A 23,098-nucleotide genomic window follows, 5' to 3' on the forward strand; every position below is an offset into this window, starting at 1 on the left:
CGCGCCGCGCCGATTCCGCCAGCCGATTCCGCCCAAAGGCCGCCCGTGTCATTGCCCGCCCCCAGGACACCCGCTCCAGCAGGGGCGCCCGGCCCCGCCGGCGCGCTCGACGAGGCGGTGCTGTGCCACACGCTCGCCGATCACCATGGCGGGCCGGCGCGGATGGTCATCGGCATCGTTCTGCGCCAGTATCTCGACGGTCTCGTGCTGACCCCGACGGAGTTGATCCACAACAGCCGGCATTTGAAGGCGCTCCAGGTCAAGGTCACGCTGATGGAATCCGCCTTGGGCCGGATCGCCACGGTTCAGGCCCGCCTGCCCGGCCAGGAGGCGAAGGCCCGACGCCGCGTTCTCGACAACGCGGTGTCGGAAACCGTGGCGAAGGCGCGCGCCGCCCACACCGCCTTCTCCGGCGCGGGGCGGGGGCGCACCCTGATCGAGTCCATCCTGCGCGGCGCGCCGGGAACGTCGCCGACCGGCGACGCCGGGTTCGATTTGCGCGCGGCGCTCTCCATGAAATTGGAGGAATGCCGGACCTGGGCATCGAAGCTCGACGCGCTGATTCAGCTGTTCCCGGCGGAGCGGCAGGAGGCGCTGTCCGCGGCGCTCGACGAGCTGATCGGCGACGTGCTGGCCTCGCCCGCCGCCACACAGGAATTGTTCGGAAGCACGCCGGCCGACGGGGCGCCGCTGATCACGCTGTGCAACCTGCTGTTCGGGCGCGTGCCGATGGACGCCTTCGGGCCGAACCGGCTTGGCGTTCTCAACGGCCTGTTCCGCCAAGGCCGCCTTCCCGCCGCCCGCGCCATGGTGCTGGAGCGGTTGCGGCGCCAGCTCCGGGCGCCGCAGCCGCTCGGCCGCGGCACGGCGGAGCAGGAGGCCGAGCTGTTGCGGACGGTGACGGGGCATTTGCTCTCACCGGCGGGGCTGACCGGCGGCCCCCCCATGGCCGATGCCTTGACCGTCCGCTACTCCCGTCGCCTGGAGCAGGGCGGGGCGAGCGCCTACCGGCGGTCCATCGTCGGGCTCAGCGAAACGCAGCCGGACCTGATCTGCCGAATCCATTATCTGGCCGCCGTTTCCGCGGTGCCCGCCGCGGAGCGGCACATGGGCGAGATCGTGGACGCGCTGGACGCCGCGCTGAAGAACGAGCTTCTGGTGGAGAAAATGGTGCTCCAGACGCCGGACACGGCGCTGGTGCGGCAGGCGCTGACCGGCGCGGTGGAGGCCATCCGCGCTTCGGCCCTGGCGGAGCACGACCGCGAGCGGATCGCCGCCCGCGCGGCGTCGGTGGTCGACGAGTTTGCCCGCCGGGGCCGCCTCGTCCAGCGTCTGCGTCAGATCGAACCGCTGCCGCGCCGCCGGATCATCCGGCTGGCCGAGCTGGCCTGCGCCGGTCTGGTCGGCGATGACGGAGCGCTTTCGGTGCTGCGCCAGCACATCCTGGAAACGGTCCGCCAGCCGCAGTTCCAGGCCGAGCTGGCCGGGTCCCAGGGCGACGACATCGCCCAGGCGGAAATCCGCCGCCTCTACGAGTTGCTGGACCGGCTGAGCCAGATGCCGCTGCCCTCGGCCAAGCCGTCCCCGCCAGCCGCGGTGGAAGGCGCCGGTGCGTCCTTCGAGCCCTGCGGCGCGACGGCGCTGCCGACCGTGGTGGCTCCGGCGGTCCGCGCCGTCGCTCCTCCGCTCGGCGTCGCCGCCATGACGGCCGCCGTAACGGTCCAGGCGCCGGCCACCGGCGCCGCCGCGGGCCTGTGCCCGGCCTGCTTCGTGCCGAAGGCGCCGCGCGAGACGTGCCGGGACTGCGGCTATCCGGTCCGCGTGCAGAACCGCGCCGGAATCCATCTGCTTCCGGGAACGCGGCTTCTCGGGCGCTATCTCGTGGGCCGGGTGCTCGGGCAGGGGGGCTTCGGCGCCACCTATCTCGGTTGGGACGAGCGGCTTCAGATCAGGGTCGCCGTGAAGGAGTTCTATCCGGCCAATCTGGTGTCCCGCGTCGCCGGATCACCGGGGGTCGTCCCTTTCTCCGATGAGCATGCGCGCGGCTTCTCGGCCGGGCTTGCGAAGTTCCTGGAGGAGGCGCGCATGCTCGCCCGCCTGCGGGAGGTGAAGGAGATCGTCAGCGTCCAGGACTTCTTCGAGGAGAACGAGACCGCCTACCTCGTGATGGAGCTTCTCGACGGACGGACCCTGAAGCGGCACGTCTCGGACAGCGGTGGGCGGATCGTCGCGCGCCAAGCGCTGACCCTGCTGTCGCCGATCATCAAGGCGCTGCACGCCGTGCACGAACAGGGGCTCATTCACCGGGACATCAGCCCCGACAACATTTTCCTGACGAGCGGCGGCGAGCGCAAACTGCTGGATTTCGGGGCCGCGCGCCACGCCGCGGGAAAGAGCGCCGACCTGACGGTGATCCTGAAGCCGGGCTACGCGCCGCCCGAGCAATACGCGCCGGATGGCAAGCAGGGGCCTTGGACGGACGTCTACGCGCTGTGCGCGACCATCCATTACGCGCTGACCGGCAGAACCCCGCCCGACGCCACCAGCCGCTTCATGAACGACCGGGTGCCCCGTCTTGCCGACAGCGGCGCCACCGTGCCGGCGGGATTCGAGAAGGTGCTGCTGAGCGGGTTGTCGATGCGCTGGCAGGACCGTCCGCGCAGCATGCGGGACCTCCTGGTGGCGCTGACCGCGGCGATGAACGGGGCCTGAGCGCCGGGATGAGCGCTCAACAGACGCCCGGGGGCGTGCGACCGGAAACGGGGCGGTGCGCGGTATCACCGCCCCGGTCGCCTGAATAGGATCACCCGAGAAGGATCGCCGTGACGGGCGATCCTTACCCGGCGCCGTTACTTGGCGTCGGCGGCAACCTGCATCTTGACGATCTTGTCCGGGTCGCTGACCTGACCGTTGCGGGACTGGCTGCCCTTCTTGATCTTGTCGACGAACTCCATGCCTTCGACGACCTTGCCCCAGACGGTGTACTGCTTGTCCAGGAACGAGGCCGGGGCGAAGCAGATGAAGAACTGGCTGTCGGCGCTGTCCGGGTCCGGCGTGCGGGCCATCGACAGCGTGCCGCGGACATGCGGCTCGTTGCTGAACTCGGCCTTCAGCTTCTTGCCGGAGCCGCCGGTGCCGGTGCCGGTCGGGTCGCCGGTCTGGGCCATGAAGCCGTCGATCACACGGTGGAAGACGACGCCGTTGTAGAAGCCCTGACGGGTCAGCTCCTTGATGCGGGCGACGTGGTTCGGTGCCAGGTCGGGGCGCAGTTCAATGACCACGCGGCCGTCCTTGAGGTCGAGGTAGAGGGTGTTTTCCGGATCCAAGGCCTTGGCCTCCCCCTGAGCGAAAAAGAAAGTGGCGAACAGGGCCACCATGAGAATGCGCGTCCACCGCAACATGCGAAACACTCCGATGTGCCGATTCCGCGGACGCGACCATAGGGGAAACCGGCGCGGATGCAAAGACGCCCTGCGGGGCTGCCTTCATCGGCGCGGTCGGAGCCCCGTCCGGCGCCGGCTCATCATTGTCCCAGCGCTGCACGGTCGCGCCCGCCCCGCGATGGACGATAGACTGCCTTCGGGGTGTTCATACCCGAAAGAGACCGATGACGAGGGGTGGGGCGTGCGGCAGCAAGGCGTGCGGCGGTTGAGACGATGGCTGGTTCTGGTGAAGCTGGCGCTGATCGGCGGGGCGGTCGCCCTTGCCGTCGAGCACCGGGCCGATCTGGCCGGCGCTGCCGCCACCCAGGCGCTGCGCCGCGCCGGCTTCCCGGACGCCGCCGTGACGGTGACCGAGCTGTCGCTGGAGCAGACCCGCGCCATGGTCCGCCTGGACCGGCAAGGGACGGTCGGGGGCGCCCTCACCCTGCGCCACCCGCTGGAGGCCGTTCGGGAGGGGCGAATCGAACGCCTGGATCTCGCGGACGCCCGTTTGAGGCTGGACGTGGCCAAGGACGGCAGCCTGCGCATCGCCGGGTATCCGTTGACCGGCTCCGCCGCGGCGGGAGGCGACGCCGGCGCGACGGACGGCGGGACCTTCGCGATTCCCATCGACACCATCCAGCTCGGCGACACAGCCGTGAGTTTGGTCACACCGCGGGGCACCGCCAACGGGACGCTGCGCCTGACCATGACCCGCGACGGCGCGCTGCATCGGGGGCAGGCGACCCTGATCGCCCCGGCCAAGGGCCTGCCGGTCCTGACCCATTGGACCGGCGCCGGCACGATCGCCGAGACGGTCGGCACCCTGACGGCCAAGGCCCGCCTCACCTGGGACGGCACGGCGATGAAGGCCCAGGGCGACCTGCTGCTGGCCGACCTCGCCGGGCGGTTCGGGCCGGTGTCGGCCGGCGGCATCAACGGCGTGCTCTCGCTGCCCAGCCTGTTCCCGCCGGTGGTGGCGCCTGGCCAGACGCTGGCGGTGAAGCTGCTCGACGTCGGGTTGCCGCTGACCGACGGGACCGTCCGCTTCGGCTACGGGACGAAGGGGCGGCTGAGCGTGGAGCGCGCCGAATGGCATTGGGCCGGCGGGGTGTTGCGGGCGGACCCCTTCGCCATCGACCCGGTGGCGCCGCGCGGGACCGTCACGCTGCGGGCGGAGCGCGTCCATCTCGGCCCCATGCTGGCGATGGTCGCGGTGGACGGGCTGGAGGCCAGCGGAACGGTCAGCGGGCGCCTGCCGGTGCGCATCGGGTCCGACACCGTTCATCTCGACGGCGGGCTGCTGGAGGCCGACGCTCCGGGCACCCTGCGCTACGACCCCGAAAATCCGCCCGGCTTCCTGAAGGGGGAGGAAGGCAGCCCGACGGCCTTGCTGATGGGGGCGCTGACTGACTTCCGCTACGACACGCTGACCGCCACCGTCGATGGCCAGGCCGGCGGCGAGCTGGCGGTCGGCATCGCCATCCGGGGCTCCAACCCGGCATTCTACGATGGCTATCCGGTCGCGCTTAATCTTAAGGTGAGCGGCGCGCTCGACCGGATTCTGCGGCAGAGCCTGGACACCTACCGCATCCCCGAGACGGTGCGCGACCGCATGACGGAGTTTCAACGAAAGAATCCATGAGACACACGGTTCAAAGCCGGCGCGTCCCGACCGCCGCACTGATCGCCGGGTTGGTGGCCGGACTGGGCGCCTGCACCCCGACCGTCAAGGTCGAGGCACCCGACAAGCCCATCGAGATCAACCTGAACATCCGGATCGAACAGGAAGTCCGGGTGAAGGTCGAACGCGACCTCGAAAAGGCCATCGCGGACGATCCGGCCCTGTTCGGCCTGCCGCCGTCCCAGGACAGCCTGGGCGGCGCGAAGGGAGGGAAGAAGCCATGAAGCGCATGTTTGCCGCCGCCGGGCTGGTCCTGGCGCTCGCCCTGTCGGGTCCCGCGACGGCGCCGGCCCAGGACGCCCTGGGCGCCGCCAAGGCCGCCGGGCAGATCGGCGAGCGGCCGGACGGGCTGGTCGGGGCGGTCCCCGGCGCGCCGGCCGCCGCGGCCCAGCTCGCCGAGCAGGTCAACGCCCAGCGCATCGCCCGCTACCGCGAGATCGCCGGCAGCAATGGAACGTCGGTGGATCAGGTGCAGGCGCTGGCCGGAAAGCAGCTGATCGAACGCACCCCCGCCGGCCAGTATGTGCTGTCGGGCGGGCGCTGGATCCGCAAGTAAGCCACCGGCGCCCATGACCGCCGACCTCCGCGCCCGTATCGGGGAGTGCCGCTCGGCGCTGGCCGCCAAGCCCGGCGATCCCGCGGCGCTGGCCGGGCTGTTCGGCGCGCTCGACGCGCTGGGCGAGCCCGGCACGCCGGAGGAGGCGGTGGCCCGCTCCGCCTTCGGCGAGGCGCTGCGGCGGCAGGGCCGGGCGGCCGAGGCCGAGGCGCACCATCGCGCGGCCCTGTCCTGGCTGCCCGATTTCGGCGGCAACCATTTCAATCTGGGCCTGACGCTCCAGGCGCTTGGCCGCGCCGCCGAGGCGGCGGAGGCCTATGGGGAGGCCGCGCGACTGATGCCGTGCTTCGCCCCAGCCCCGTGCAACCAGGGCGTCCTGCTGCGGGCGCTGGGGCAGCGGGAGGCGGCGGAGGCGGCGTTGCGCCGGGCTGTGGCGCTCGACCCCACGCTGGTTCCCGGCTGGCTCAACCTCGGCGCTGTGGTCCAGGGGCACGGCCGGGCGGAGGCCGTCGCCGGTTGTTACCGCAACGCCCTGACCCTGCGCCCCGATCTGGCCGAGGCCCACGCGAATCTCGGGCTGCTGCTCAAGGAGGCCGGATGGCTCGCCGAGAGCCTCCCGTCCTTCGAGCGCGCCCTAACGCTCGGCCTGCCCGACGCCGGCGGGGCGCTCGCCCAGCTGGTCCAGCAGATGCGGCATCTCGGCCGCTGGGACGGGCTGGCGGAGCGCTCGGCCCAGCTGGGCGCGCTGGTGCGCGGCGGCGCGACGCGGCAGGTTCATCCCTGGATCTTTCTCGGCGAGGGAGCCGGCCCGGCGGCGGAGCTGGACTGTGCCCGCCGCTACGCGGACTGGCGGACGCGGGGCATCGCCGCCATGCCCGCCCGCCGCGACACCGGCCCGCGCGGCCGGCTGCGCATCGGCTATCTGTCCGCCGACTACCACGAACACGCCACCGCCGCCCTCATCGCGGAGTTGATCGAGCGGCACGACCGGAACCGGGTCGAGGTCGTCGGCTACAGCTATGGGTCCGACGACGGCGGCCCGATGCGGCGCCGGCTGGCCGCCGCCTTCGACCTCTTCGTGGACCTTGCCGCTTGCTCCCACGCCGACGCGGCGGCGCGCATCCGGTCGGACGGAGTGGACATACTCGTGGACCTCAAGGGCTACACCCAGCACGCCCGGCCGGAGATCGCCGCCCACCGGCCCGCCCCGCTGCAGGCGCAGTGGCTGGGCTATCCCGGGACGATGGGCGCCGGCTTCATCGATTACGTGATCGGCGACCCGCAGGTCACGCCGTTCGACCACCAGCCCTTCTACACGGAGCGCATCGTCCAGCTCCCGGTCTGCTACCAGCCCAACGACCGAATCCGGCCGATCGGCCCGGCGCCGTCGCGCGCCGCCTGCGGCCTGCCGGATCGGGGCATGGTGTTCTGCTGCTTCAACGCCGCCTACAAGATCACCCCGGACCTTTTCGACCGGTGGTGCCGCCTGCTGCGCGCGGTGCCGGACAGCGTGCTGTGGCTGCTCGACAGCCATCCCGAGGCAAGCGCGAATCTGCGGCGGGAGGCGTCATGCCGCGGCGTGGCGGAGGACCGGCTCATCTTCGCCCCCCGACGCCCACCGGCGGAGCATCTGGCGCGCCACCGTCTGGCCGATCTGTTCCTGGACACCACGCCGGTCGGCGCCCACACCACGGCCAGCGACGCGCTGTGGGCCGGTCTGCCGGTTCTGACGGTGCCGGGGGAGGGGTTCGCGTCCCGCGTCGGGGCAAGCCTGCTTCGCGCCGCCGGTCTGCCCGAACTGGCGGTGCGCTCGCTCGACGAGTACGAGGCCACGGCCCTGCGGTTGGCCGGCGATCCGGACGGAATCGCCCGGCTGAAGGCGCGCCTTGCCGCGGAGCGGGGCAGCGCGCCGCTGTTCGACACCGACCGTTTCGCCCGTGCCCTGGAGCGCGCCTACGCGACGATGTGGGACATCCACGCAGCGGGCCGGCCGCCCCGCCCGTTCTCCGTTTCGGACGGGGGTTAAGGGAAGGGGCAGCGGTCGGCGGTCACGTCCACGAAGGAGCGGGCGCCGGGCGCGAAGGTGAAGCGGTATTCGGTGTTGTCGATCACCACCGTCTGGTGGAGCGGCAGGACGCCCTTGGCGACCGTCTCCTTGCCGCCCGTGCCGGCGATCTTGATGGTCACCGGCTGGGCCGGATCGAACCAGCTCTCGGCATTGCCCTGGGCGTTGCGCGACGACTGGCCCTCGCCGCTGACCGTCACCGCGCCGTTGTTGAAGCTGGTGCTGCGGTTGCCCGATTTCAGGAGCGGGGTGGCCAGGGCGAAGCGTTTGGTTTCCGCCGGCTGGCAATTGCGCACCGCCTGGACCTGGGCGATCACGAAGGCGAGGCGGTTGGGGTCCATGCCGCCCTTCAGACGCTCCGACACCAGGCCGGCCAATCGGGCGAGATCACCCGAGGGCACCTCGCGCTGGAGCCGGGCCTCCAGCTCCGTCGCACGGGCTTCCGCCGTGCGGGCGGCGTGCTGCATCTGGCTGGCCAGCAGTTCCAGCTCAGCCTTCTGGCGCGACAGGGTGGAGATCTCCTCCCGTAGCGTGACGTCGCGGCCCTTCAGCTGCTCGATGCCCATCTGGTAGGCGAACAGACCGACACCGAGGAGAACGGCGGCGAACAGACCGAACTTCGCGAACCCCGCCCAGAAGCGGCGGCGATAACGGCGTTCGTAGTCGTAGCGTCCCAAGGCCATGTGCAGCAAACCCGAGCGGAGGAGGAGGGTGCTATGGCTACCCAGATCGGCCGTCCGATGCAACCCCTTGACCCTGGCAGCAAAAGCCCCTTCCGGTCAGTTGCTGGCCCCGGACGGGCCGAGGAACCCGGCGCTGATGCCCGGCGTGCGGAACTCGCCCACATTCTTGAACACGAAGCGGAAGAAGATGGTGTTCCCTTCCTGCTCGCCGTTCTGGATGGTGGTGTAGTCGCGCTGGGCGATGGTCTCGAAGGTCAGGCATTCGTCCTGATAGCGGAGCACGCCGGCGCTGGAGCGCGGGCCCGCATCGGGACGGAACGCCTGGGAATGCGACAGGCTGAACGACCAGTGTTGCGAGACCTGCGACGCCAGGGTGAGGCTGCCTTGCTCGACCTCGTTCCGCTCCACGACGTAGGGGTTCTCCGTCTGGTCCACGTAGGTGTAGGTGCCGTAGAGGCGGAGCAGCGGCACGCCGGCCGATGCGTTGACCGAATGGCGGCGCGGCTTCAGCGTGTCGTGGTCGATGCGGAAGCCGTAGTTCAGGTCCAGCCAGTCCGCCGGTCGCAGGTCGAGGCGGCCGACATAATCGGACGACTTCTTGTCGAGGCCCGATCCGCCGCGGAAATTCTCGGTGTCGTCGGCGCGGAAGCTCTGACCGACGAACAGGCTGGCCGACCCCGTCTTGTAGCCCTGGAACGTCGTGCGCAGGCCGTAGGTGGCGCGAAGGCCGCCGTCCAGACGATCGATGCCGGTGAAGCGGTTGGGCATCAGCAGGTTGATCTCGTCGAACTCGACGTCGAGGCTGTCCTCGTTCGGGAAGGCCGGATCGTTGTCCACCTTCGGCGACACGCTGATCTGACCAATGGGCTCGATGGTCTGGAAGTTGCTCTCGCCGTAGCGGACGAAGGGGTAGCGGACCGTCGTCGTGGCCTGCGGGAAGAAGCGGAGACGCTGCACGCTGTCATTGCCGGTTCCGGCCGGGTCGTTCGGATCGAACCGCTGGGCGGTGTAGCCGGCCAGCAGGACGCTTCCTTCAACCGTAGTGACGAAACCGAGATTGGAGTAGATGTCGCGCTGCCAGCCCGGCTGCATGGCCAGACGCTGGGTGTCCGGACCACTGCTGCCCGGCCGGGCGACGGCCAGAAGGCTGCTGTCCAGGGACCAGCGCCCTCCCATCAGGCTGCCCGGCTCGCCCAGCGCGTTGTAGCGCGCCTCGGGCAGCACGTAGGGTTCCTGCACCGCGTTGCCCCAGCGCAGATCCTGGAAGCTGTATGCGTTGACCGCGGCGTAGTTGCGGCCGTTGAAGCCTTCGACGAAGGCCCGGCTGGTCAGCACCTCGTCGCGGATGTTGAAGTAACGGCGCAGATACAGCTCGTCGCTGGCCCGCTTCAGGTTGAAGCCCCAGCGCCATGTCTCGTCGATGTCGAACAGGCCGGTGGCGAAGGCGTGGCCGCGCCAGCGCCGGTCGTCGGCGTCCTTCAGCGTGCCGTTGGGAATTTCGCCCCGCGTTCCCGACACGTCGAGCTGCAGCCGCCCGTTCTCGAAACGCTTGCGGTACTGGCCGCCGAGGAACAGGCCCTGGCTTGAATAGCCGCCAACGTCGAACGTCGCATCCTGATCGGGCGTGATGTCCCAGTAATAGTGGGAGATGACGCCGAAACCGAGAGTCGAGTTGTTGCGGAAGCTGGGCGTCAGGAAACCCGAGCGCCGGTCCACAGTCGGATCGGGGTGGGAGAGATACGGGGTGTAGAAGAATGGAACGCCGAACATTTCCATGAAGGCGTCGCGGTAGCGGACCTCGTGATCCTCGTTGTCCTGCACCACACGGGCGGCGCGGATCTGCCAGACCGGCGCGCGGGTCGGATCGGTCTTGCAGAGATCGCAGGGGCTGTAAACGGCGCGATTCAGGCGGATCAGGCGCCCGCCGCGCCGCTCGCCTTCGGTTCCGGCCATACGGCTGTTGTCGGTCATCAGCACGCGGACGTTTTCGACGAACGCGTCGCGCATGTCGTCGGTCAGTTCCGCGTAGCTGGAGAACAGGATGTCGCCCGATGGCTCGACCAGACGGACGTTGCCGGCGGCGATGACCACCTTGGTCTGCTGGTTGTAGGTGATCGTGTCGGCGTGGACGGACCGCGCGCCTTGCGACAGCTCCACGTTGCCCGACGCCGTGACGAGGCTGTTCGCCTCGTCAAACGTGACCGAGTCCGCTCCCAGAAGGACCGGGGGGTCCTGCAGCTTGCCGTCCGACGGCCCAGGCGATGGAACGACGACTTCGAGCCGTCCGTTCTGGTCCTGCCCAACCGGCGGCGCGGCGTTCGCCTGGGGCGCCGGAGCGGGAGGCTGCTGCGCGTCGGCCAGATCGGCCATGACGACGCCGCAGGCGGCCATCAGGGCGACGATGCCGGATCGCAGGACCAGCGACCGGCGGTCCAACGGGCGGTGCATCTTCGGGCTGGTGGCGCGGGCGCGCCGGGCATGTCGGGACGGGAGCTGGGACATGCCGAACGTTTGAGGTAACCAACCGGCCAAGTCAACGGTTTCGCGGCATCTTTCGCGAATTGTCCGAGGTCTGTTGCCGGCCGGTCGGGGCATGAAAAAAGGGGACCGGCCGCAACAGGCGGGCGTCCCCTTTTTCCGGCCCTTTCCGAGGCGGCGCGAGCGCCGCCCAAGCCTCAGGCGAAGGCCTTGTAGGCGATGAGGGTGAAGGTGTCCCTCACTCCGGTCAGGGTCTGGATGTTCTCGGTCACGAATCGACCGATGTCCAGATCCTGGGGCAGATAACACTTCATCAGCAGATCATACTGCCCGGAGATGGAATGCACCTCCGACACCTGCTCGATGTCCTGAACGGCCTGATCGGCGACCTGATAGGCCTTTCCCAGCTCGCACTTGACCATGACGAAGATGGTCTGCATGGCGATCAGCCCTCCTGCGAGGATTGCTCGGCGGGTTCGGCCGGGGCCGGGCGCCGCGCGGAGCGGAGCATGAAGGCCGGCATATGGTCGCCGAAGCCGATCACGGGTGTGTCGTCCTCGTCCTCGTCGCGGCGGCGGCGGCGATCGCGGTCACGATCCCGGCGCGGCTCCTGGCGGCGGCTCTCGGCGGCGGCCAGCGATTCGCGCGGCTGGCGCTCGTCACGGACCTGACGCTCCTCGCGCACCCGCTCCTCACGCACCGGGCGCTCGTCGCGGCTGGGCCGCTCCTCTCGCGGTTGCCGCTCCTCACGGGCCTGACGCTCCTCGCGGGGCGCCCGCTCTTCGCGGTCGGGACGTTCGGCGCGCTCGGCACGGGAAGCGCCGCGGTCGCCGCGCTCCTTGTCCTTGCCACGGCCACGGCTGCGGCCACGGCGCGCCTCGTCCTCGCTGAGGAACTCCGCCGACTCGAGGCCGTCAATGGCGATCAACGGAATCTCCCGCTTGATGAGGCGGCTGATGGCCGAAACCTGCTTTCCGTCCAGCGGGCTGGCCAGCGTGAAGGCGCGGCCCGAACGGCCGGCCCGGCCGGTGCGTCCGATGCGGTGGACATAGTCCTCCGCGTTGATCGGAACGTCGAAGTTGAAGACGTGGCTGAGTCCCTGCACGTCCAGGCCGCGCGCCGCCACGTCGGAGCAGACGAGCAGCGTGATCTCGCCCTTCTTGAAGGCGTCCAGCGTCTCCATCCGCTTGGACTGCACCATGTCGCCGTGCAGCGCGCCGGCGTTGAAGCCGTGGCTCTCCAGCGACTTCTGCAGGATGGCGACGTCGCGCTTGCGGTTGCAGAAGATGAAGGCGTTCTTGACGTCCTCGGTGCGCAGCAGGTGGCGCAGCGCCTTGCGCTTGTCCTCCTCCTGCACCAGGACCATGGCCTGGGTCACCGTCTCCGCCGGGGAGGCGGGCGGGGCGACGGTCACTTCCTTCGGGTTCGACAGGAAGGCGTCGGCCAGACGGCGGATTTCCGGCGGCATGGTGGCGGAGAAGAACAGCGTCTGGCGCAGCTTCGGCAGCTTGCTGACGATCCGCTCGATGTCCGGGATGAAGCCCATGTCGAGCATCCGGTCCGCCTCGTCGATGACGAAGACCTTGATGTCGTTGAGCATGATGTTGCCGCGCTCGAACAGGTCGATCAGGCGGCCCGGCGTCGCGATCAGCACGTCCACCCCGCGGTCCAGCCGCTTCACCTGCTCGGTGAAGGTCTCGCCGCCGATCAGGAGCGCCATGCTGAGCTTGTGGTGCTTGCCGTAGGTCTCGAAGCTCTCGGCGACCTGCGCCGCCAGCTCGCGAGTCGGCTCCAGGATGAGCGACCGGGGCATGCGCGCCCGGGCCCGGCCCGACGCCAGAATGCTGATCATCGGCAAGGTGAAGCTGGCCGTCTTCCCGGTGCCGGTTTGCGCGCAGCCGAGCACGTCGCGGCCTTGCAGGACCCAGGGAATGGCCTGTTCCTGAATTGGCGTCGGCTGGGTGTAACCTTTGTCCTCGATTGCCCGCAGGACGTCAGGTCCAAGCCCAAGTTCCGAAAAGAGCATCCAACCTGTTTCTGTCTGGAGTGCGAAAATCGTGCCGATACGGCCCGACGAGTAGATGGTGCGGCAGAATATGAAGTCAAAGGGCGCTGTCAATAGACCTTGTGATGGAATCGCGCATCGCGCGGGTCCGGACGGGCCGCTTGGCGCGCCGCGCCCGCTCGGCTAGGCTGTGAAAAGGCCGCGGAAACCGCGGAAATCCGGGGTCCGGAACGGTTGAAAGGCGGATTTCGGCCTCTTCCTCCGTCCGGGCCGGACCAAGAAAAAAGGCAGCCCTCCGATGCTACTGTCTCGCGAACGTTCCGTCCTGGTGGTGGTCGATATCCAGGAAAAGCTGATGCCGGCGATCGCCGAGTCCGCACGGGTGGAACGCAACGCCGCCACGCTGCTGAAGGCGGCCGCCCTGCTCGGCGTGCCCGCCTTCGCCACCGAACAGTATCCCAAGGGCCTCGGCCCGACCGCTGCGTCGCTGCGCGCATTGCTGCCGCCCGACGGGGTGGTGGAGAAGATCAGCTTCTCCGCCGCGCGGGAGCCGGCCTTCCTGGAGCGGCTGGAGCGGCTGGGCCGCCGTCAGGTCGTGCTGGCCGGGTCGGAGGCCCATGTCTGCGTCATGCAGACCGCGCTGTCGCTGGTCGGGCTAGGGTTCGAGGTGGTGCTGGTGGCCGACGCCGTGTCGTCGCGCACGCCCGCCAACGCGGAGTTGGGCATCGCCCGCATGCGCGCCGCAGGGGCGACCATCGTGAGCACGGAAATGGTTCTGTTCGAGTGGATGGAGCGGTCGGACATCCCCGCCTTCAAGGCGGTGCTGGACCTGATCCGCTGACGTTTGGAAAGGACGAGGAATGAGCGACCGGATTCCCCTGATCCTGCTGCCCGGCATGCCGCTGGACGCGGCGCTGTGGGAGCATCAGGCCCGCCATCTCGCCGATGTGGCGGAGCCGGCCGTCGGCGACCTGACCGGCCATGACTCGGTGGCCGCCCTCGCCGCTGCGGTGCTGGCGTCGGCGCCGGAGCGGTTCGCCCTCGCCGGCCTGTCGATGGGCGGCTACGTGGCCTTCGAGATTCTGCGGCAGGCGCCGGAGCGGGTGGCAAAGCTCGCCCTGCTCGACACCAGCGCCCGCCCGGACACGCCGGAGCAGACCGCCACCCGCCAGGACGCCGTGCGTCTGGTGGGGCAGGGCAGGTTGCGGCAGGTGGTCGCGGCCGGGATGCCGCGCCTCGTCCATCCCGACCGGACGGGCGAAGCGGCCTTGGTCGAGTCGGTGCAGGCCCAGGCCCAGCGGGTCGGGGCGGACGGCTACATCCGCCAGCAGACGGCCATCATGAACCGCCCGGACAGCCGCCCCGGGCTGGGGGCCATCGCCTGCCCGACGCTGGTGCTGTGCGGGCGGCAGGACGCCATCACGCCCCCCGCGCTGCACGAGGAGATCGCCGGGGGCATCCCCGGCGCCCGCCTCGCCCTGATCGAGGATTGCGGCCATTTGTCGGCCATGGAGCAACCGCAGGCGGTCACCGCCCTGCTGCGGCAGTGGCTGCTCTACGCCTGACCGCCGTCCTTCCCCGCCTCAGCAGTCAGGACCCCCGCCGCAGCCGTCCAGGTCGGCGCGGCGGGCCGGAAAAAGGGCGAAGGTCATGTCGCTGATGAGCGAGCGGAAATCCGGGTCGTTCGGTCCCTGCGGACGGTCGAGCCAGCCGGTGGCCGAGGACAGCGTCCCGCCGCCGCGGCAGAAGGCGCCCTGCACGACGATGGGGCCGCCGGGCGGGCTGGTGCGCAGGGGCTGGCCGCTGCACAGGTAGGAGTTCAGCGTCGTCTCGGCGGGGTTGAAGGCCAGGACGACCCGGTAGTCGGGGCGTGCCGTCTGGTTCGGCGTGGTGGTGAAGTTGGTGCGCACGCCGGAGATGCGGTTCTGCATGTTGGCCGTCACCAGCGGACCGAAGGTCTGCGGGTCCATGCCGAAGGGGTTGCCGTGGATCACCACGCGCAGGTCGCGGTCGGAGGCGGCGTAGGACACCTCGCTCAGCGTGTAGGCGGGGACGGGAAGGTCGGCCACCACGCGCTCGTTGGTGCAGGCCGCCGCCATCGCGCAGAGGGCGAGAAGGCTGGCACGGGACAGGAAGGTCATGGCTCGCCTGGGCTGCTGAGTGGACAGGGGGAACAAACATGGAATGCCGCCGGTCCGGCCGCAAGCCCGCGCCCCCGGAAGAGCCGCCGCTCAGCCGACCGCGTATCCCGGCGGAGTCCAGTCGGTGCGTAGCCAGTTCCGGGCGGCGCGCTCGATCAGCTCCGGGTAGTTGGCGACGTCCGCGGGGCCGATCAGCGGCAGCCCCATGCCCTCGACGATGCGGGCCACCGATGGTGCGTCCAGGGGCAGGCCGAGCTGGCGGGCGCGATGGACGATGTCCATCTCCTGGGCCCAGTAGTAGACACGGGAAGCGCCGGTGTTGTCCCGCATGCGGCGAACCTGCTCCAGCCGGTCGTCGCCGTAGAGCGGTTGCCAGATGTCGGCCATCAGGGTGTCCGCCGCCCCGTCGGGCGCATGGGCGAGGGCGTCGCCCTGGATCACCGTCACCTTGGCGGCGGCCTCGGGCGGAAGCTGGCCGAACACGTCCATGATGGCGTTCACCGCGATCACCTCGGGATCGAGTTCCACGACGGTCACGCGGGTCACCTCGGGCCGCAGGGCGGCGTTGGCGGCGGCCCAGCCCATGCCGAGCCCCATGACCACCGTGTGCCCCGCCGCGAAGCGGCAGCCGATCTCCTGGCTTTCGATCTCCATCGGGGTCATCGACATCCAAGTGCGCGACGCCGGCCCGTCACGGCGGATCAGCCCGGCCATGTCGGTGACCAGCATCGCCTCGCTCCAGTAGCCCTTGCAGATCAGCATCGGGGCGAGCAGAAGCTCCCAGCGTTCCCCCTTCCACGGGCGGTAGGTCGGGCGGAACAGGTCCGTCTGGAACAGGGTGAGCGGTGTGCTCATGCGGGCGGAGTCCATGCTGTTGGTTTGTGCACCAACGAGCGTACCGCGCCGCGGCTTACACGTCGATGTCGTCGACCCGCACGAACTTCGCGTTCTCCTGGATGAACTGGAAACGCAGCTCCGGTCGGCGGCCCATCAGCTCCTCCACGCGGGTCCTGGTGGCCTTCACGTCCTCCGCCTGCTCCGGATCGGCGCTGTTCGGCACGACGACGCGCAGCAGCGTGCGCTTGGCCGGATCCATCGTCGTCTCGCGGAGCTGCGCCGGCATCATCTCGCCCAAGCCCTTGAACCGGCTGATTTCCACCTTCTTGCCCTTGAAGGTCTTGTTCAGGAGTTGGTCCTTGTGCGCGTCGTCGCGGGCGTAGACCGACTTGGCGCCGTGGCTGATGCGGTAGAGCGGCGGCAGGGCGAGATACAGGTGCCCGTTCTGGATCAGCCCGCCCATCTCCCGGTAGAAGAAGGTCATCAGCAGCGAGGCGATGTGCGCGCCGTCCACGTCGGCGTCGGTCATGATGATGACCCGCTCGTAGCGCAGCTTGTCGCTGGAGAAGTCCTTGCCCACCCCGCAGCCCAGCGCCTGGGTGAGGTCGTTCAGCTCCTGGTTGGCCTTCATCTTGTCGGAGGAGGCCGAGGCGACGTTCAGGATCTTGCCGCGCAGCGGCAGGATGGCCTGGGTCTCGCGGTTGCGCGCCTGCTTGGCGGAGCCGCCCGCCGAATCGCCCTCGACCAGGAAGATTTCCGTCCCCTCCGGCGAATTGCGGGAGCAGTCGGCCAGCTTGCCGGGCAGGCGCAGGCGGCGGGTCGCGGACTTCCGTCCCAACTCCTTGGACTGCTTGCGCTTGGCGCGCTCCTCCGCCTTCTCGATCAGCCGTTCCAGAAGGGCCTTGGAGGAGGACGGGTCGCCCGACAGCCAGTGGTCGAAGTGATCCTTGATCGCCGCCTCGACCAGCCGGTGGGCTTCCGCCGTCACCAGCTTCTCCTTGGTCTGGCCCTGGAAATGCGGTTCGCGGATGAAGACCGACAGCAGGATGCAGGCGTCGCCCATCACGTCGTCCGCGGTGACCTGGGCGGCGCGCTTGTTGTTGGTCAGCTCGCCGTAGCCCTTCAGCCCGCGGGTCAGCGCGGCGCGCAGGCCGGCCTCGTGCGTGCCGCCCTGCGGCGTGGGCACCGTGTTGCAGTAGGTGTGCGAGAACCCCTCGTCATCCTCCGGCCAGGCGATGGCCCATTCCACGCGGCCCTGCTGGTTCGGGAAGTCCAGCGCGCCGGAGAAGGGCAGGCGGGTCAGCGTCCGGCGTTCCTTCAGGGCGGCGTTCAGGTAGTCGAGCAGGCCGCCGGGGAAATGCAGCGTTTCCTGCGCTGGGGTGGTGCTGTCCGGCGCCAGCAGCGACGGGTCGCAGCTCCAGCGGATCTCCACGCCCCGGTACAGGTAGGCCTTGGAGCGCGCCAGACGGTACAGCCGGTGCGGCTCGAAATGGGCGGCCTCGCCGAAGATCTCGGGGTCGGCGTGGAAGCGGATGGTCGTGCCGCGGCGATTCGCCGCGCCCTGGCGGGCCAGCGGCCCCTGCGGCAGCCCGCGGCTGTAGTGCTGCACGTAGAGCTGGCGGTCGCGCGCCACCTCGACCGTCAGCCGGTCGGACAGGGCATTGACCACCGACAGGCCGACGCCATGCAGGCCGCCGGAGGTCTGGTAGACCTTGTTGGAGAATTTGCCGCCCGAATGCAGGGTGGTGAGGATGACCTCCAGCGCCGACTTGCCGGGGTATTTCGGGTGGTCGTCGATGGGGATGCCGCGCCCGTTGTCGCGCACCACCACCGTGCCGTCGGCGGTCAGCTCCAGGTCGATGCGGCTGGCGTGTCCGGCCACCGCCTCGTCCATGGCGTTGTCCAGAACCTCGGCCACCAGATGGTGCAGCGCCCGGTCGTCGGTGCCGCCGATGTACATGCCGGGGCGCCGGCGGACGGGCTCAAGCCCCTCCAGAACCTCGATATCCTGGGCGGAATAGGTCTCGGCCTTGCGCGCCGTGTTCTCGAAAAGATCGCTCATGGCCCCAGTTATAGGAATTTCGTCAGGGCTGCGCAAGCGCATGCGGTGGCTCCTATATACTCCCCGCACCATATTTTGTGATGCGCTTTTTCGACCCCGGAACGAACGAGGGCGGAGGCACGATGAGCGACGGCACTCCCACCGATCAGAACCAAGTCCACCCGGATATGGCCCACCCGGATATGGAAGGCGGCCCGGCGCTGCGAACCATCGCCATGCCGGCGGACACCAACCCCAACGGCGACATCTTCGGCGGCTGGCTGCTGTCCCAGATGGATCTGGCCGGCGGCGTCGCCGCCCTGCGCCGCGCCGGCGGGCGCGTCGCGACGGTGGGGATCGAGGCGATGACCTTCCACAAGCCGGTCTATGTCGGCGACGAGGTGAGCTGCTTCGCCCATGTCACCAAGGTCGGCCGCACCTCCATCCGCGTCCGGGTGGAGACCTGGGTGCGCCGCCAGCGCAGCGCGGGGGAGGCGATCAAGGTGACGGAGGGCGTGTTCACCTACGTCGCCATCGGCGAGGACCGCCGCCCGCGCGAGGTCCCGCCGGAGTGAAGCGCAACCCGCCTTCTTTCGAAGGTTGTGCGCTGTGTCATTCTCCTTTGGGGGTGTAGGCCGCCTATTACTCGGCGGCGCAAAGAGCATGGCGCGGTGAATTCTTTCGGATTGCTTCTTTTCCGTTTGACCGAAGGAATCGCGTATGATTCCATCATGCCGCCATGACCATGCTCCAGAACCTCACCGACTCGCTGAAACGCGCCGCCAAAAGCGCCCTTCGCCAGGCTATCGGGCCGGCCATCGGCTCCTGCGTCGTCGCCTACTTCGTCTATTACGCCGTCCAGGGGGACCGCGGGCTGCTCGCCATGAACCACCTGAAGGCGGAGATCGCCACGGCGGAATCCGTCCTGGACCAGGTGAAGGCCGAGCGCGAGCGGATGGACCGCCGCGCGCAACTGATGCGCAGCGACCACCTCGACCGCGACATGCTGGACGAGCGCGCGCGCACGATGTTGAACCTTTCAGGGCCCCGCGACGTCATAATCGCACTCCCCCCGGCGCAGGTCGAAGGTGATGCTAGCGCTGAGAAGTAGGTCATATCAGTGAATTAACCGAAAGCCGGTTAACGCCGAATTTCGCGTTTAAAAACAGATATTTGCGTCCTGTGCGCTTGTCGTGTACTGTGCGCCCCGCATCCGCTTCCGGTGCGAGGGGGATGCACCCTCATAAGTGGGATGTACCCTCGCAACGTGCTGCAGCCCTAGCTGTTCGCTTGCCGTCGCTGCATAAACCCTGGGGAGGAAACATGGCCGCGTCACGACGCCGTCCGAAGGCGCAGACTGACTCCGCTTCGAAGCAGGCCGCTTCGACCGAGGACCTGATCAAGTACTACCGCGAGATGCTGCTGATCCGCCGCTTCGAGGAGAAGGCGGGCCAGCTCTACGGCATGGGCCTCATCGGCGGTTTCTGCCACCTCTACATCGGCCAGGAAGCCGTCGTGGTCGGCATCCAGGCCGCGCTCAAGGACAACGACGACGTCATCACCAGCTACCGTGACCATGGCCACATGCTGGCCTGCGGCATGGACCCGAAGGGTGTGATGGCTGAGCTGACCGGCCGCCGTGGAGGCTACTCCAAGGGCAAGGGCGGCTCGATGCACATGTTCAGCCGCGAGAAGAACTTCTACGGCGGCCACGGCATCGTCGGCGCGCAGGTCCCGCTGGGCACCGGTCTCGCCTTCTCGCACAAGTACAACAAGGATGATGGACTGTCCGCGGTCTATTGCGGCGACGGCGCCATCAACCAGGGCCAGGTTTACGAGAGCTTCAACATGGCGGCGCTGTGGAAGCTGCCGGTGCTCTACGTGATCGAGAACAACAAGTACGCCATGGGCACCTCGCAGGAGCGCGCCTCGGCGGGCGAACTGCACCAGCGCGGCGCGGCCTACGGCATTCCCGGCCATCAGGTCAACGGCATGGACGTCCTCGAGGTCCGCGAGGCCGCCGACAAGTGGGTGGAGTACATCCGCGCCGGCAACGGCCCGGTCATCCTCGAGATGAAGACCTACCGCTACCGCGGCCACTCGATGTCCGACCCGGCCAAGTACCGGACCAAGGAGGAGGTCGAGAAGATGCGGAGCGAGTCCGATCCGATCGACAACCTGAAGCGCGTCCTGCTGGAAGGCGCTTACGTGACCGAGGACCAGCTCAAAGAGATCGACCGCGAGGTCAAGGCCGTGGTGACCGAGGCTGCCGAATTCGCGCAGCAGAGCCCCGAGCCCGATCCCTCGGAGCTGTGGACCGACGTCCTGGTCGAAGCCTGACGACAACGATAAGCAGGAGCGGCGCCGAGGGCCGGAGGCTTCGCCTCCCGGTGAACCCGCGCCGCCGGAGGTTGAGGAATGCCGATCGAAGTGCTGATGCCGGCCCTGTCGCCCACCATGACCGAGGGCAAGCTGGCGAAGTGGGTCAAAAAAGAAGGTGACGAGGTCAAGTCCGGCGACGTGCTCGCCGAGATCGAGACCGACAAGGCGACCATGGAGGTCGAGGCGGTCGACGAGGGCCGCATCGGCAAGATCCTGGTCGCCGAGGGCACCGAGAACGTCGCCGTGAACACCCCCATCGCCGTGATCCTCGGCGAGGGCGAGAGCGTCACCGATGCCGTGTCCGGCTCCCCGGTGCCGGCCCCGAAGGTCACCGCCGAGCCGGTGGTGAAGGACACGGGCGCGCACGCCCCGGCCACCCTGCCGGTCGGTCCGGCCAGCGGCCCGGCCGCCGCGCCGCCGGCTTCGGACGAGGACAAGTTCTTCGACAAGACGGTGAAGAAGACCGTCCGCGAAGCGCTGCGCGACGCCATGGCCGAAGAGATGCGCCGCGACCCGACCGTCTTCCTGATGGGCGAGGAGGTCGCGCAGTACCAGGGCGCCTACAAGGTGTCGCAGGGCCTGCTCCAGGAGTTCGGCGCCGACCGCGTCATCGACACGCCGATCACCGAGATTGGCTTCGCCGGCCTGGGCGTTGGCGCGGCCTTCCGCGGCCTGCGCCCGATCGTCGAGTTCATGACCTTCAACTTCGCGATGCAGGCGATCGACCACATCGTGAACTCCGCCGCCAAGACGCTGTACATGTCCGGCGGCCAGATGGGTTGCCCGATCGTGTTCCGCGGCCCGAACGGCGCGGCCGCCCGCGTCGCCGCCCAGCACAGCCAGGACTTCACCCCCTGGTACGCCAGCGTGCCCGGCCTGAAGGTCGTCGCCCCCTACAGCGCGTCGGACTTCAAGGGCCTGATGAAGTCGGCCATCCGGGATCCGAACCCGGTCATCTTCCTCGAGAACGAGATCCTCTACGGCCAGTCCTTCGAGGTGCCGGAGAGCGAGGACTTCATCGTTCCGATCGGCCGCGCCAAGATCCGCCGCGCCGGCACGGACGTGACCATCACCGCCCATTCGCTGATGGTCAGCTACGCGCTCGCCGCCGCCGACCTGCTGGAGAAGGACGGGATCAGCGCCGAGGTCATCGACCTGCGCACCATCCGTCCGCTCGACACCGAGACCATCGTCAACTCGGTCAAGAAGACCAACCGCCTCATCACCGTGGAGGAGGCCTGGCCGACCTGCGGCATCGGCGCCGAACTGTCGGCCCTGATGATGGAGCAGGCCTTCGACTATCTGGACGCCCCGGTGATCCGCGTGACCGGCCTCGACGTGCCGATGCCCTACGCGGCGAACCTGGAAAAGCTCGTCCTTCCTTCGCCCGACCGCATCGCGGAAGCGGCGAAGAAGGCCTGCTACCGCAAGTAAGGAGGGCGAGCGAATGACCATCCAGATTCTGATGCCCGCCCTCTCTCCGACCATGACCGAGGGCAACCTCGCGAAGTGGCTGAAGAAGGAAGGCGACGCGGTGAAGTCCGGCGACGTGATCGCCGAGATCGAGACCGACAAGGCCACCATGGAAGTGGAGGCGGCCGACGAAGGCCGTCTCGGCAAGATCCTCGTGCAGGCCGGCACGCAGGGCGTCGCGGTGAACACCCCGATCGCCGTGCTGCTGGAAGAGGGCGAGGACGACAGCGCGCTCGCCAAGGCCGCCGCTCCCGCTCCGGCCGCGGCGCCCGCCGCGGCTCCGGCCCCGGCGGCTTCCGCTCCGGCGGCGGCTCCGGCCCCGCAGGCTGCGGCTGCCCCCGCTCCGGCACCGCAGGCCGCCGCCTCCGCCACCCAGGGCGGTGGCCGCGTGTTCGCCAGCCCGCTGGCCCGCCGTCTGGCCGAGCAGGCCGGTCTCGACCTGAAGGCCATCACGGGCACCGGCCCGAACGGCCGTATCGTCAAGGCCGACATCGAGGCCGCGAAGGCCGGCGGCACCGCCAAGGCCGCCGCTCCGCAGGCCGCCGCCCAGGCTCCCGCCGCGGCCCCGGCGGCTGCTCCGGCCGCCGCCGCTCCGGCCCCGAAGGCCGCGGGCATCGACGCCAAGGACCTGTCGGACAAGCTGGGCATGCGCTACAAGGCGCAGCCGAACAGCTCGATGCGCAAGACGATCTCCCGTCGTCTGACCGAGGTGCAGCAGACGGTGCCGGATTACTTCCTGGCCATCGACTGCGAGCTGGACGCGCTGCTGAAGGTCCGCGCCGACCTGAACGCCCGCTCCAAGGACTACAAGCTGTCGGTCAACGACTTCGTCATCCGCGCCGCCGCGCTGACGCTGAAGAAGTTCCCGAACATCAACGCCGCCTGGTCGGAGGAGGCCATCCTCCGCTACGACCACGTCGACATCTCGGTCGCCGTGGCCACCCCGACCGGCCTGATCACGCCCATCGTCAAGAAGGCGGAGACCAAGGGGCTGGCCGAGATCTCCAACGAGATGAAGGGTCTGGCGGAGCGCGCCCGCGACGGCAAGCTGAAGCCGGAAGAGTATCAGGGCGGCACCTTCTCGATCTCCAACCTAGGCATGTACGGCATCCGGGAGTTCGCGGCGATCATCAACCCGCCGCAGGCCTGCATCATGGCGGTCGGCGCCGGCGAGCAGCGTCCGGTCGTGAAGAACGGCGCGCTCGCCATCGCCACCGTGATGACCGTCTCGGTCACCGTGGACCACCGCGTCGCCGACGGCGCGCAGGGTGCGGAATTCCTCGCGGCTTTCAAGAAGCTGATCGAGGACCCGCTGAGCATGCTGCTGTAAG

20 protein-coding genes are annotated in these 23,098 nt (G+C 69.2%); 12 read left to right on the forward strand and 8 right to left on the reverse strand.

The genetic code is table 11. The features are described from left to right. Positions 1-45: 45 nt before the first annotated feature. A complete protein-coding gene (locus ABVN73_RS16860; protein WP_353860765.1) occupies positions 46-2,712 on the forward strand; it encodes a serine/threonine-protein kinase in 2,667 nt (888 codons plus the stop codon). Positions 2,713-2,849: 137 nt separating this feature from the next. Here the strand turns inward: ABVN73_RS16860 and ABVN73_RS16865 are convergent, their stop codons facing one another. Next, positions 2,850-3,377 carry a peptidylprolyl isomerase gene (locus tag ABVN73_RS16865; protein WP_247888126.1) on the reverse strand — a complete coding sequence of 176 codons (528 nt, stop codon included), beginning with the start codon at positions 3,375-3,377 and terminating at the stop codon, positions 2,850-2,852. Between the two features lie 247 nt (positions 3,378-3,624). Here ABVN73_RS16865 and ABVN73_RS16870 point away from each other — a divergent pair, with 247 nt between their 5' ends. Genes ABVN73_RS16870 through ABVN73_RS16885 form a run of 4 tightly spaced genes read left to right on the forward strand, consistent with a single transcriptional unit; the run spans position 3,625 to position 7,688 of the window. Next, positions 3,625-5,067 (forward strand): YdbH domain-containing protein, encoded by a 1,443-nt coding sequence (locus ABVN73_RS16870; protein WP_353860766.1) that lies wholly within the window; start codon positions 3,625-3,627, stop codon positions 5,065-5,067. Continuing rightward, complete coding sequence (locus tag ABVN73_RS16875) at positions 5,064-5,330, forward strand: YnbE family lipoprotein (RefSeq protein WP_353860767.1); 267 nt, start codon at positions 5,064-5,066, stop codon at positions 5,328-5,330. The genes ABVN73_RS16870 and ABVN73_RS16875 overlap by 4 nt, the downstream gene beginning before the upstream one ends. Continuing rightward, positions 5,327-5,662 (forward strand): YdbL family protein, encoded by a 336-nt coding sequence (locus tag ABVN73_RS16880; protein ID WP_353860768.1) that lies wholly within the window; start codon positions 5,327-5,329, stop codon positions 5,660-5,662. The genes ABVN73_RS16875 and ABVN73_RS16880 overlap by 4 nt, the downstream gene beginning before the upstream one ends. Before the next feature lie 13 nt (positions 5,663-5,675). After that, complete coding sequence (locus tag ABVN73_RS16885) at positions 5,676-7,688, forward strand: glycosyltransferase (protein ID WP_353860769.1); 2,013 nt, start codon at positions 5,676-5,678, stop codon at positions 7,686-7,688. On the opposite strand, the gene ABVN73_RS16890 is transcribed toward ABVN73_RS16885, so the two are convergent. The 4 genes from ABVN73_RS16890 to ABVN73_RS16905 form a co-directional block, all read right to left on the reverse strand. Beyond that, positions 7,685-8,410, reverse strand: coding sequence for a hypothetical protein (locus ABVN73_RS16890; protein WP_353860770.1), 726 nt, complete (start codon positions 8,408-8,410; stop codon positions 7,685-7,687). The two genes, ABVN73_RS16885 and ABVN73_RS16890, sit on opposite strands and share 4 nt — an antisense overlap. A gap of 96 nt (positions 8,411-8,506) precedes the next feature. Next, the gene (gene lptD / locus ABVN73_RS16895) at positions 8,507-10,912 is read right to left on the reverse strand and encodes an LPS assembly protein LptD (RefSeq protein WP_353860771.1); all 2,406 of its coding nucleotides are present in this window, start codon (positions 10,910-10,912) and stop codon (positions 8,507-8,509) included. Between the two features lie 173 nt (positions 10,913-11,085). Further along, positions 11,086-11,328 (reverse strand): Lrp/AsnC ligand binding domain-containing protein, encoded by a 243-nt coding sequence (locus ABVN73_RS16900; protein WP_014198771.1) that lies wholly within the window; start codon positions 11,326-11,328, stop codon positions 11,086-11,088. Between the two features lie 5 nt (positions 11,329-11,333). Beyond that, entirely contained in the window at positions 11,334-12,914 is a 1,581-nt protein-coding gene (locus tag ABVN73_RS16905) for a DEAD/DEAH box helicase (protein WP_353860772.1), read from the reverse strand. 277 nt (positions 12,915-13,191) lie between these two features. Between ABVN73_RS16905 and ABVN73_RS16910 the strand changes: the two genes are divergently transcribed. Next, complete coding sequence (locus tag ABVN73_RS16910; protein ID WP_353860773.1) at positions 13,192-13,734, forward strand: hydrolase; 543 nt, start codon at positions 13,192-13,194, stop codon at positions 13,732-13,734. Positions 13,735-13,753: 19 nt separating this feature from the next. Beyond that, positions 13,754-14,458, forward strand: coding sequence for an alpha/beta fold hydrolase (locus ABVN73_RS16915; RefSeq protein WP_353860774.1), 705 nt, complete (start codon positions 13,754-13,756; stop codon positions 14,456-14,458). Positions 14,459-14,476: 18 nt separating this feature from the next. Here ABVN73_RS16915 and ABVN73_RS16920 read toward each other — a convergent pair whose 3' ends face one another. From ABVN73_RS16920 to parE, 3 genes are all read right to left on the reverse strand, one after another. Beyond that, entirely contained in the window at positions 14,477-15,034 is a 558-nt protein-coding gene (locus tag ABVN73_RS16920; RefSeq protein ID WP_353860775.1) for a hypothetical protein, read from the reverse strand. A gap of 90 nt (positions 15,035-15,124) precedes the next feature. Beyond that, a complete protein-coding gene (locus ABVN73_RS16925; protein ID WP_353860776.1) occupies positions 15,125-15,889 on the reverse strand; it encodes a hypothetical protein in 765 nt (254 codons plus the stop codon). Between the two features lie 55 nt (positions 15,890-15,944). Further along, entirely contained in the window at positions 15,945-17,933 is a 1,989-nt protein-coding gene (parE, locus tag ABVN73_RS16930; protein ID WP_353860777.1) for a DNA topoisomerase IV subunit B, read from the reverse strand. Between the two features lie 167 nt (positions 17,934-18,100). Between parE and ABVN73_RS16935 the strand changes: the two genes are divergently transcribed. The 5 genes from ABVN73_RS16935 (at position 18,101) to ABVN73_RS16955 (ending at position 23,097) form a co-directional block, all read left to right on the forward strand. Then, entirely contained in the window at positions 18,101-18,487 is a 387-nt protein-coding gene (locus ABVN73_RS16935; protein WP_040135423.1) for an acyl-CoA thioesterase, read from the forward strand. 164 nt (positions 18,488-18,651) lie between these two features. Continuing rightward, positions 18,652-19,023: a septum formation initiator family protein gene (locus ABVN73_RS16940; RefSeq protein ID WP_014198780.1), complete on the forward strand. Its 372-nt coding sequence runs from the start codon at positions 18,652-18,654 to the stop codon at positions 19,021-19,023. Between the two features lie 212 nt (positions 19,024-19,235). Further along, on the forward strand, positions 19,236-20,252 hold the full coding sequence (gene pdhA / locus ABVN73_RS16945) for a pyruvate dehydrogenase (acetyl-transferring) E1 component subunit alpha (RefSeq protein ID WP_353860778.1): 1,017 nt from the start codon (positions 19,236-19,238) through the stop codon (positions 20,250-20,252). A gap of 78 nt (positions 20,253-20,330) precedes the next feature. Further along, positions 20,331-21,728, forward strand: coding sequence for a pyruvate dehydrogenase complex E1 component subunit beta (locus ABVN73_RS16950; protein ID WP_353860779.1), 1,398 nt, complete (start codon positions 20,331-20,333; stop codon positions 21,726-21,728). A 13-nt stretch (positions 21,729-21,741) separates the two neighbouring features. Then, positions 21,742-23,097 carry a pyruvate dehydrogenase complex dihydrolipoamide acetyltransferase gene (locus tag ABVN73_RS16955; protein ID WP_353860780.1) on the forward strand — a complete coding sequence of 452 codons (1,356 nt, stop codon included), beginning with the start codon at positions 21,742-21,744 and terminating at the stop codon, positions 23,095-23,097. The last annotated feature ends 1 nt before the right edge of the window (position 23,098 follow it).

Origin of the sequence: Azospirillum formosense, assembly GCF_040500525.1 — a bacterium.
Taxonomy (GTDB): Bacteria; Pseudomonadota; Alphaproteobacteria; order Azospirillales; family Azospirillaceae; genus Azospirillum; species Azospirillum formosense_A.

Bases quoted from the DNA above. Each gene is read 5' to 3' on its own strand.
- ABVN73_RS16865 (WP_247888126.1), bottom strand. From the start codon at position 3,377: ATGGTGGCCCTGTTCGCCACTTTCTTTTTCGCTCAGGGGGAGGCCAAG.
- ABVN73_RS16875 (WP_353860767.1), top strand. From the start codon at position 5,064: ATGAGACACACGGTTCAAAGCCGGCGCGTCCCGACCGCCGCACTGATC.
- ABVN73_RS16880 (WP_353860768.1), top strand. From the start codon at position 5,327: ATGAAGCGCATGTTTGCCGCCGCCGGGCTGGTCCTGGCGCTCGCCCTG.
- ABVN73_RS16885 (WP_353860769.1), top strand. From the start codon at position 5,676: ATGACCGCCGACCTCCGCGCCCGTATCGGGGAGTGCCGCTCGGCGCTG.
- ABVN73_RS16890 (WP_353860770.1), bottom strand. From the start codon at position 8,410: ATGGCCTTGGGACGCTACGACTACGAACGCCGTTATCGCCGCCGCTTC.
- lptD (WP_353860771.1), bottom strand. From the start codon at position 10,912: ATGTCCCAGCTCCCGTCCCGACATGCCCGGCGCGCCCGCGCCACCAGC.
- ABVN73_RS16900 (WP_014198771.1), bottom strand. From the start codon at position 11,328: ATGCAGACCATCTTCGTCATGGTCAAGTGCGAGCTGGGAAAGGCCTAT.
- ABVN73_RS16905 (WP_353860772.1), bottom strand. From the start codon at position 12,914: ATGCTCTTTTCGGAACTTGGGCTTGGACCTGACGTCCTGCGGGCAATC.
- ABVN73_RS16910 (WP_353860773.1), top strand. From the start codon at position 13,192: ATGCTACTGTCTCGCGAACGTTCCGTCCTGGTGGTGGTCGATATCCAG.
- ABVN73_RS16915 (WP_353860774.1), top strand. From the start codon at position 13,754: ATGAGCGACCGGATTCCCCTGATCCTGCTGCCCGGCATGCCGCTGGAC.
- ABVN73_RS16920 (WP_353860775.1), bottom strand. From the start codon at position 15,034: ATGACCTTCCTGTCCCGTGCCAGCCTTCTCGCCCTCTGCGCGATGGCG.
- ABVN73_RS16925 (WP_353860776.1), bottom strand. From the start codon at position 15,889: ATGAGCACACCGCTCACCCTGTTCCAGACGGACCTGTTCCGCCCGACC.
- parE (WP_353860777.1), bottom strand. From the start codon at position 17,933: ATGAGCGATCTTTTCGAGAACACGGCGCGCAAGGCCGAGACCTATTCC.
- ABVN73_RS16935 (WP_040135423.1), top strand. From the start codon at position 18,101: ATGGCCCACCCGGATATGGAAGGCGGCCCGGCGCTGCGAACCATCGCC.
- ABVN73_RS16940 (WP_014198780.1), top strand. From the start codon at position 18,652: ATGACCATGCTCCAGAACCTCACCGACTCGCTGAAACGCGCCGCCAAA.
- pdhA (WP_353860778.1), top strand. From the start codon at position 19,236: ATGGCCGCGTCACGACGCCGTCCGAAGGCGCAGACTGACTCCGCTTCG.
- ABVN73_RS16950 (WP_353860779.1), top strand. From the start codon at position 20,331: ATGCCGATCGAAGTGCTGATGCCGGCCCTGTCGCCCACCATGACCGAG.
- ABVN73_RS16955 (WP_353860780.1), top strand. From the start codon at position 21,742: ATGACCATCCAGATTCTGATGCCCGCCCTCTCTCCGACCATGACCGAG.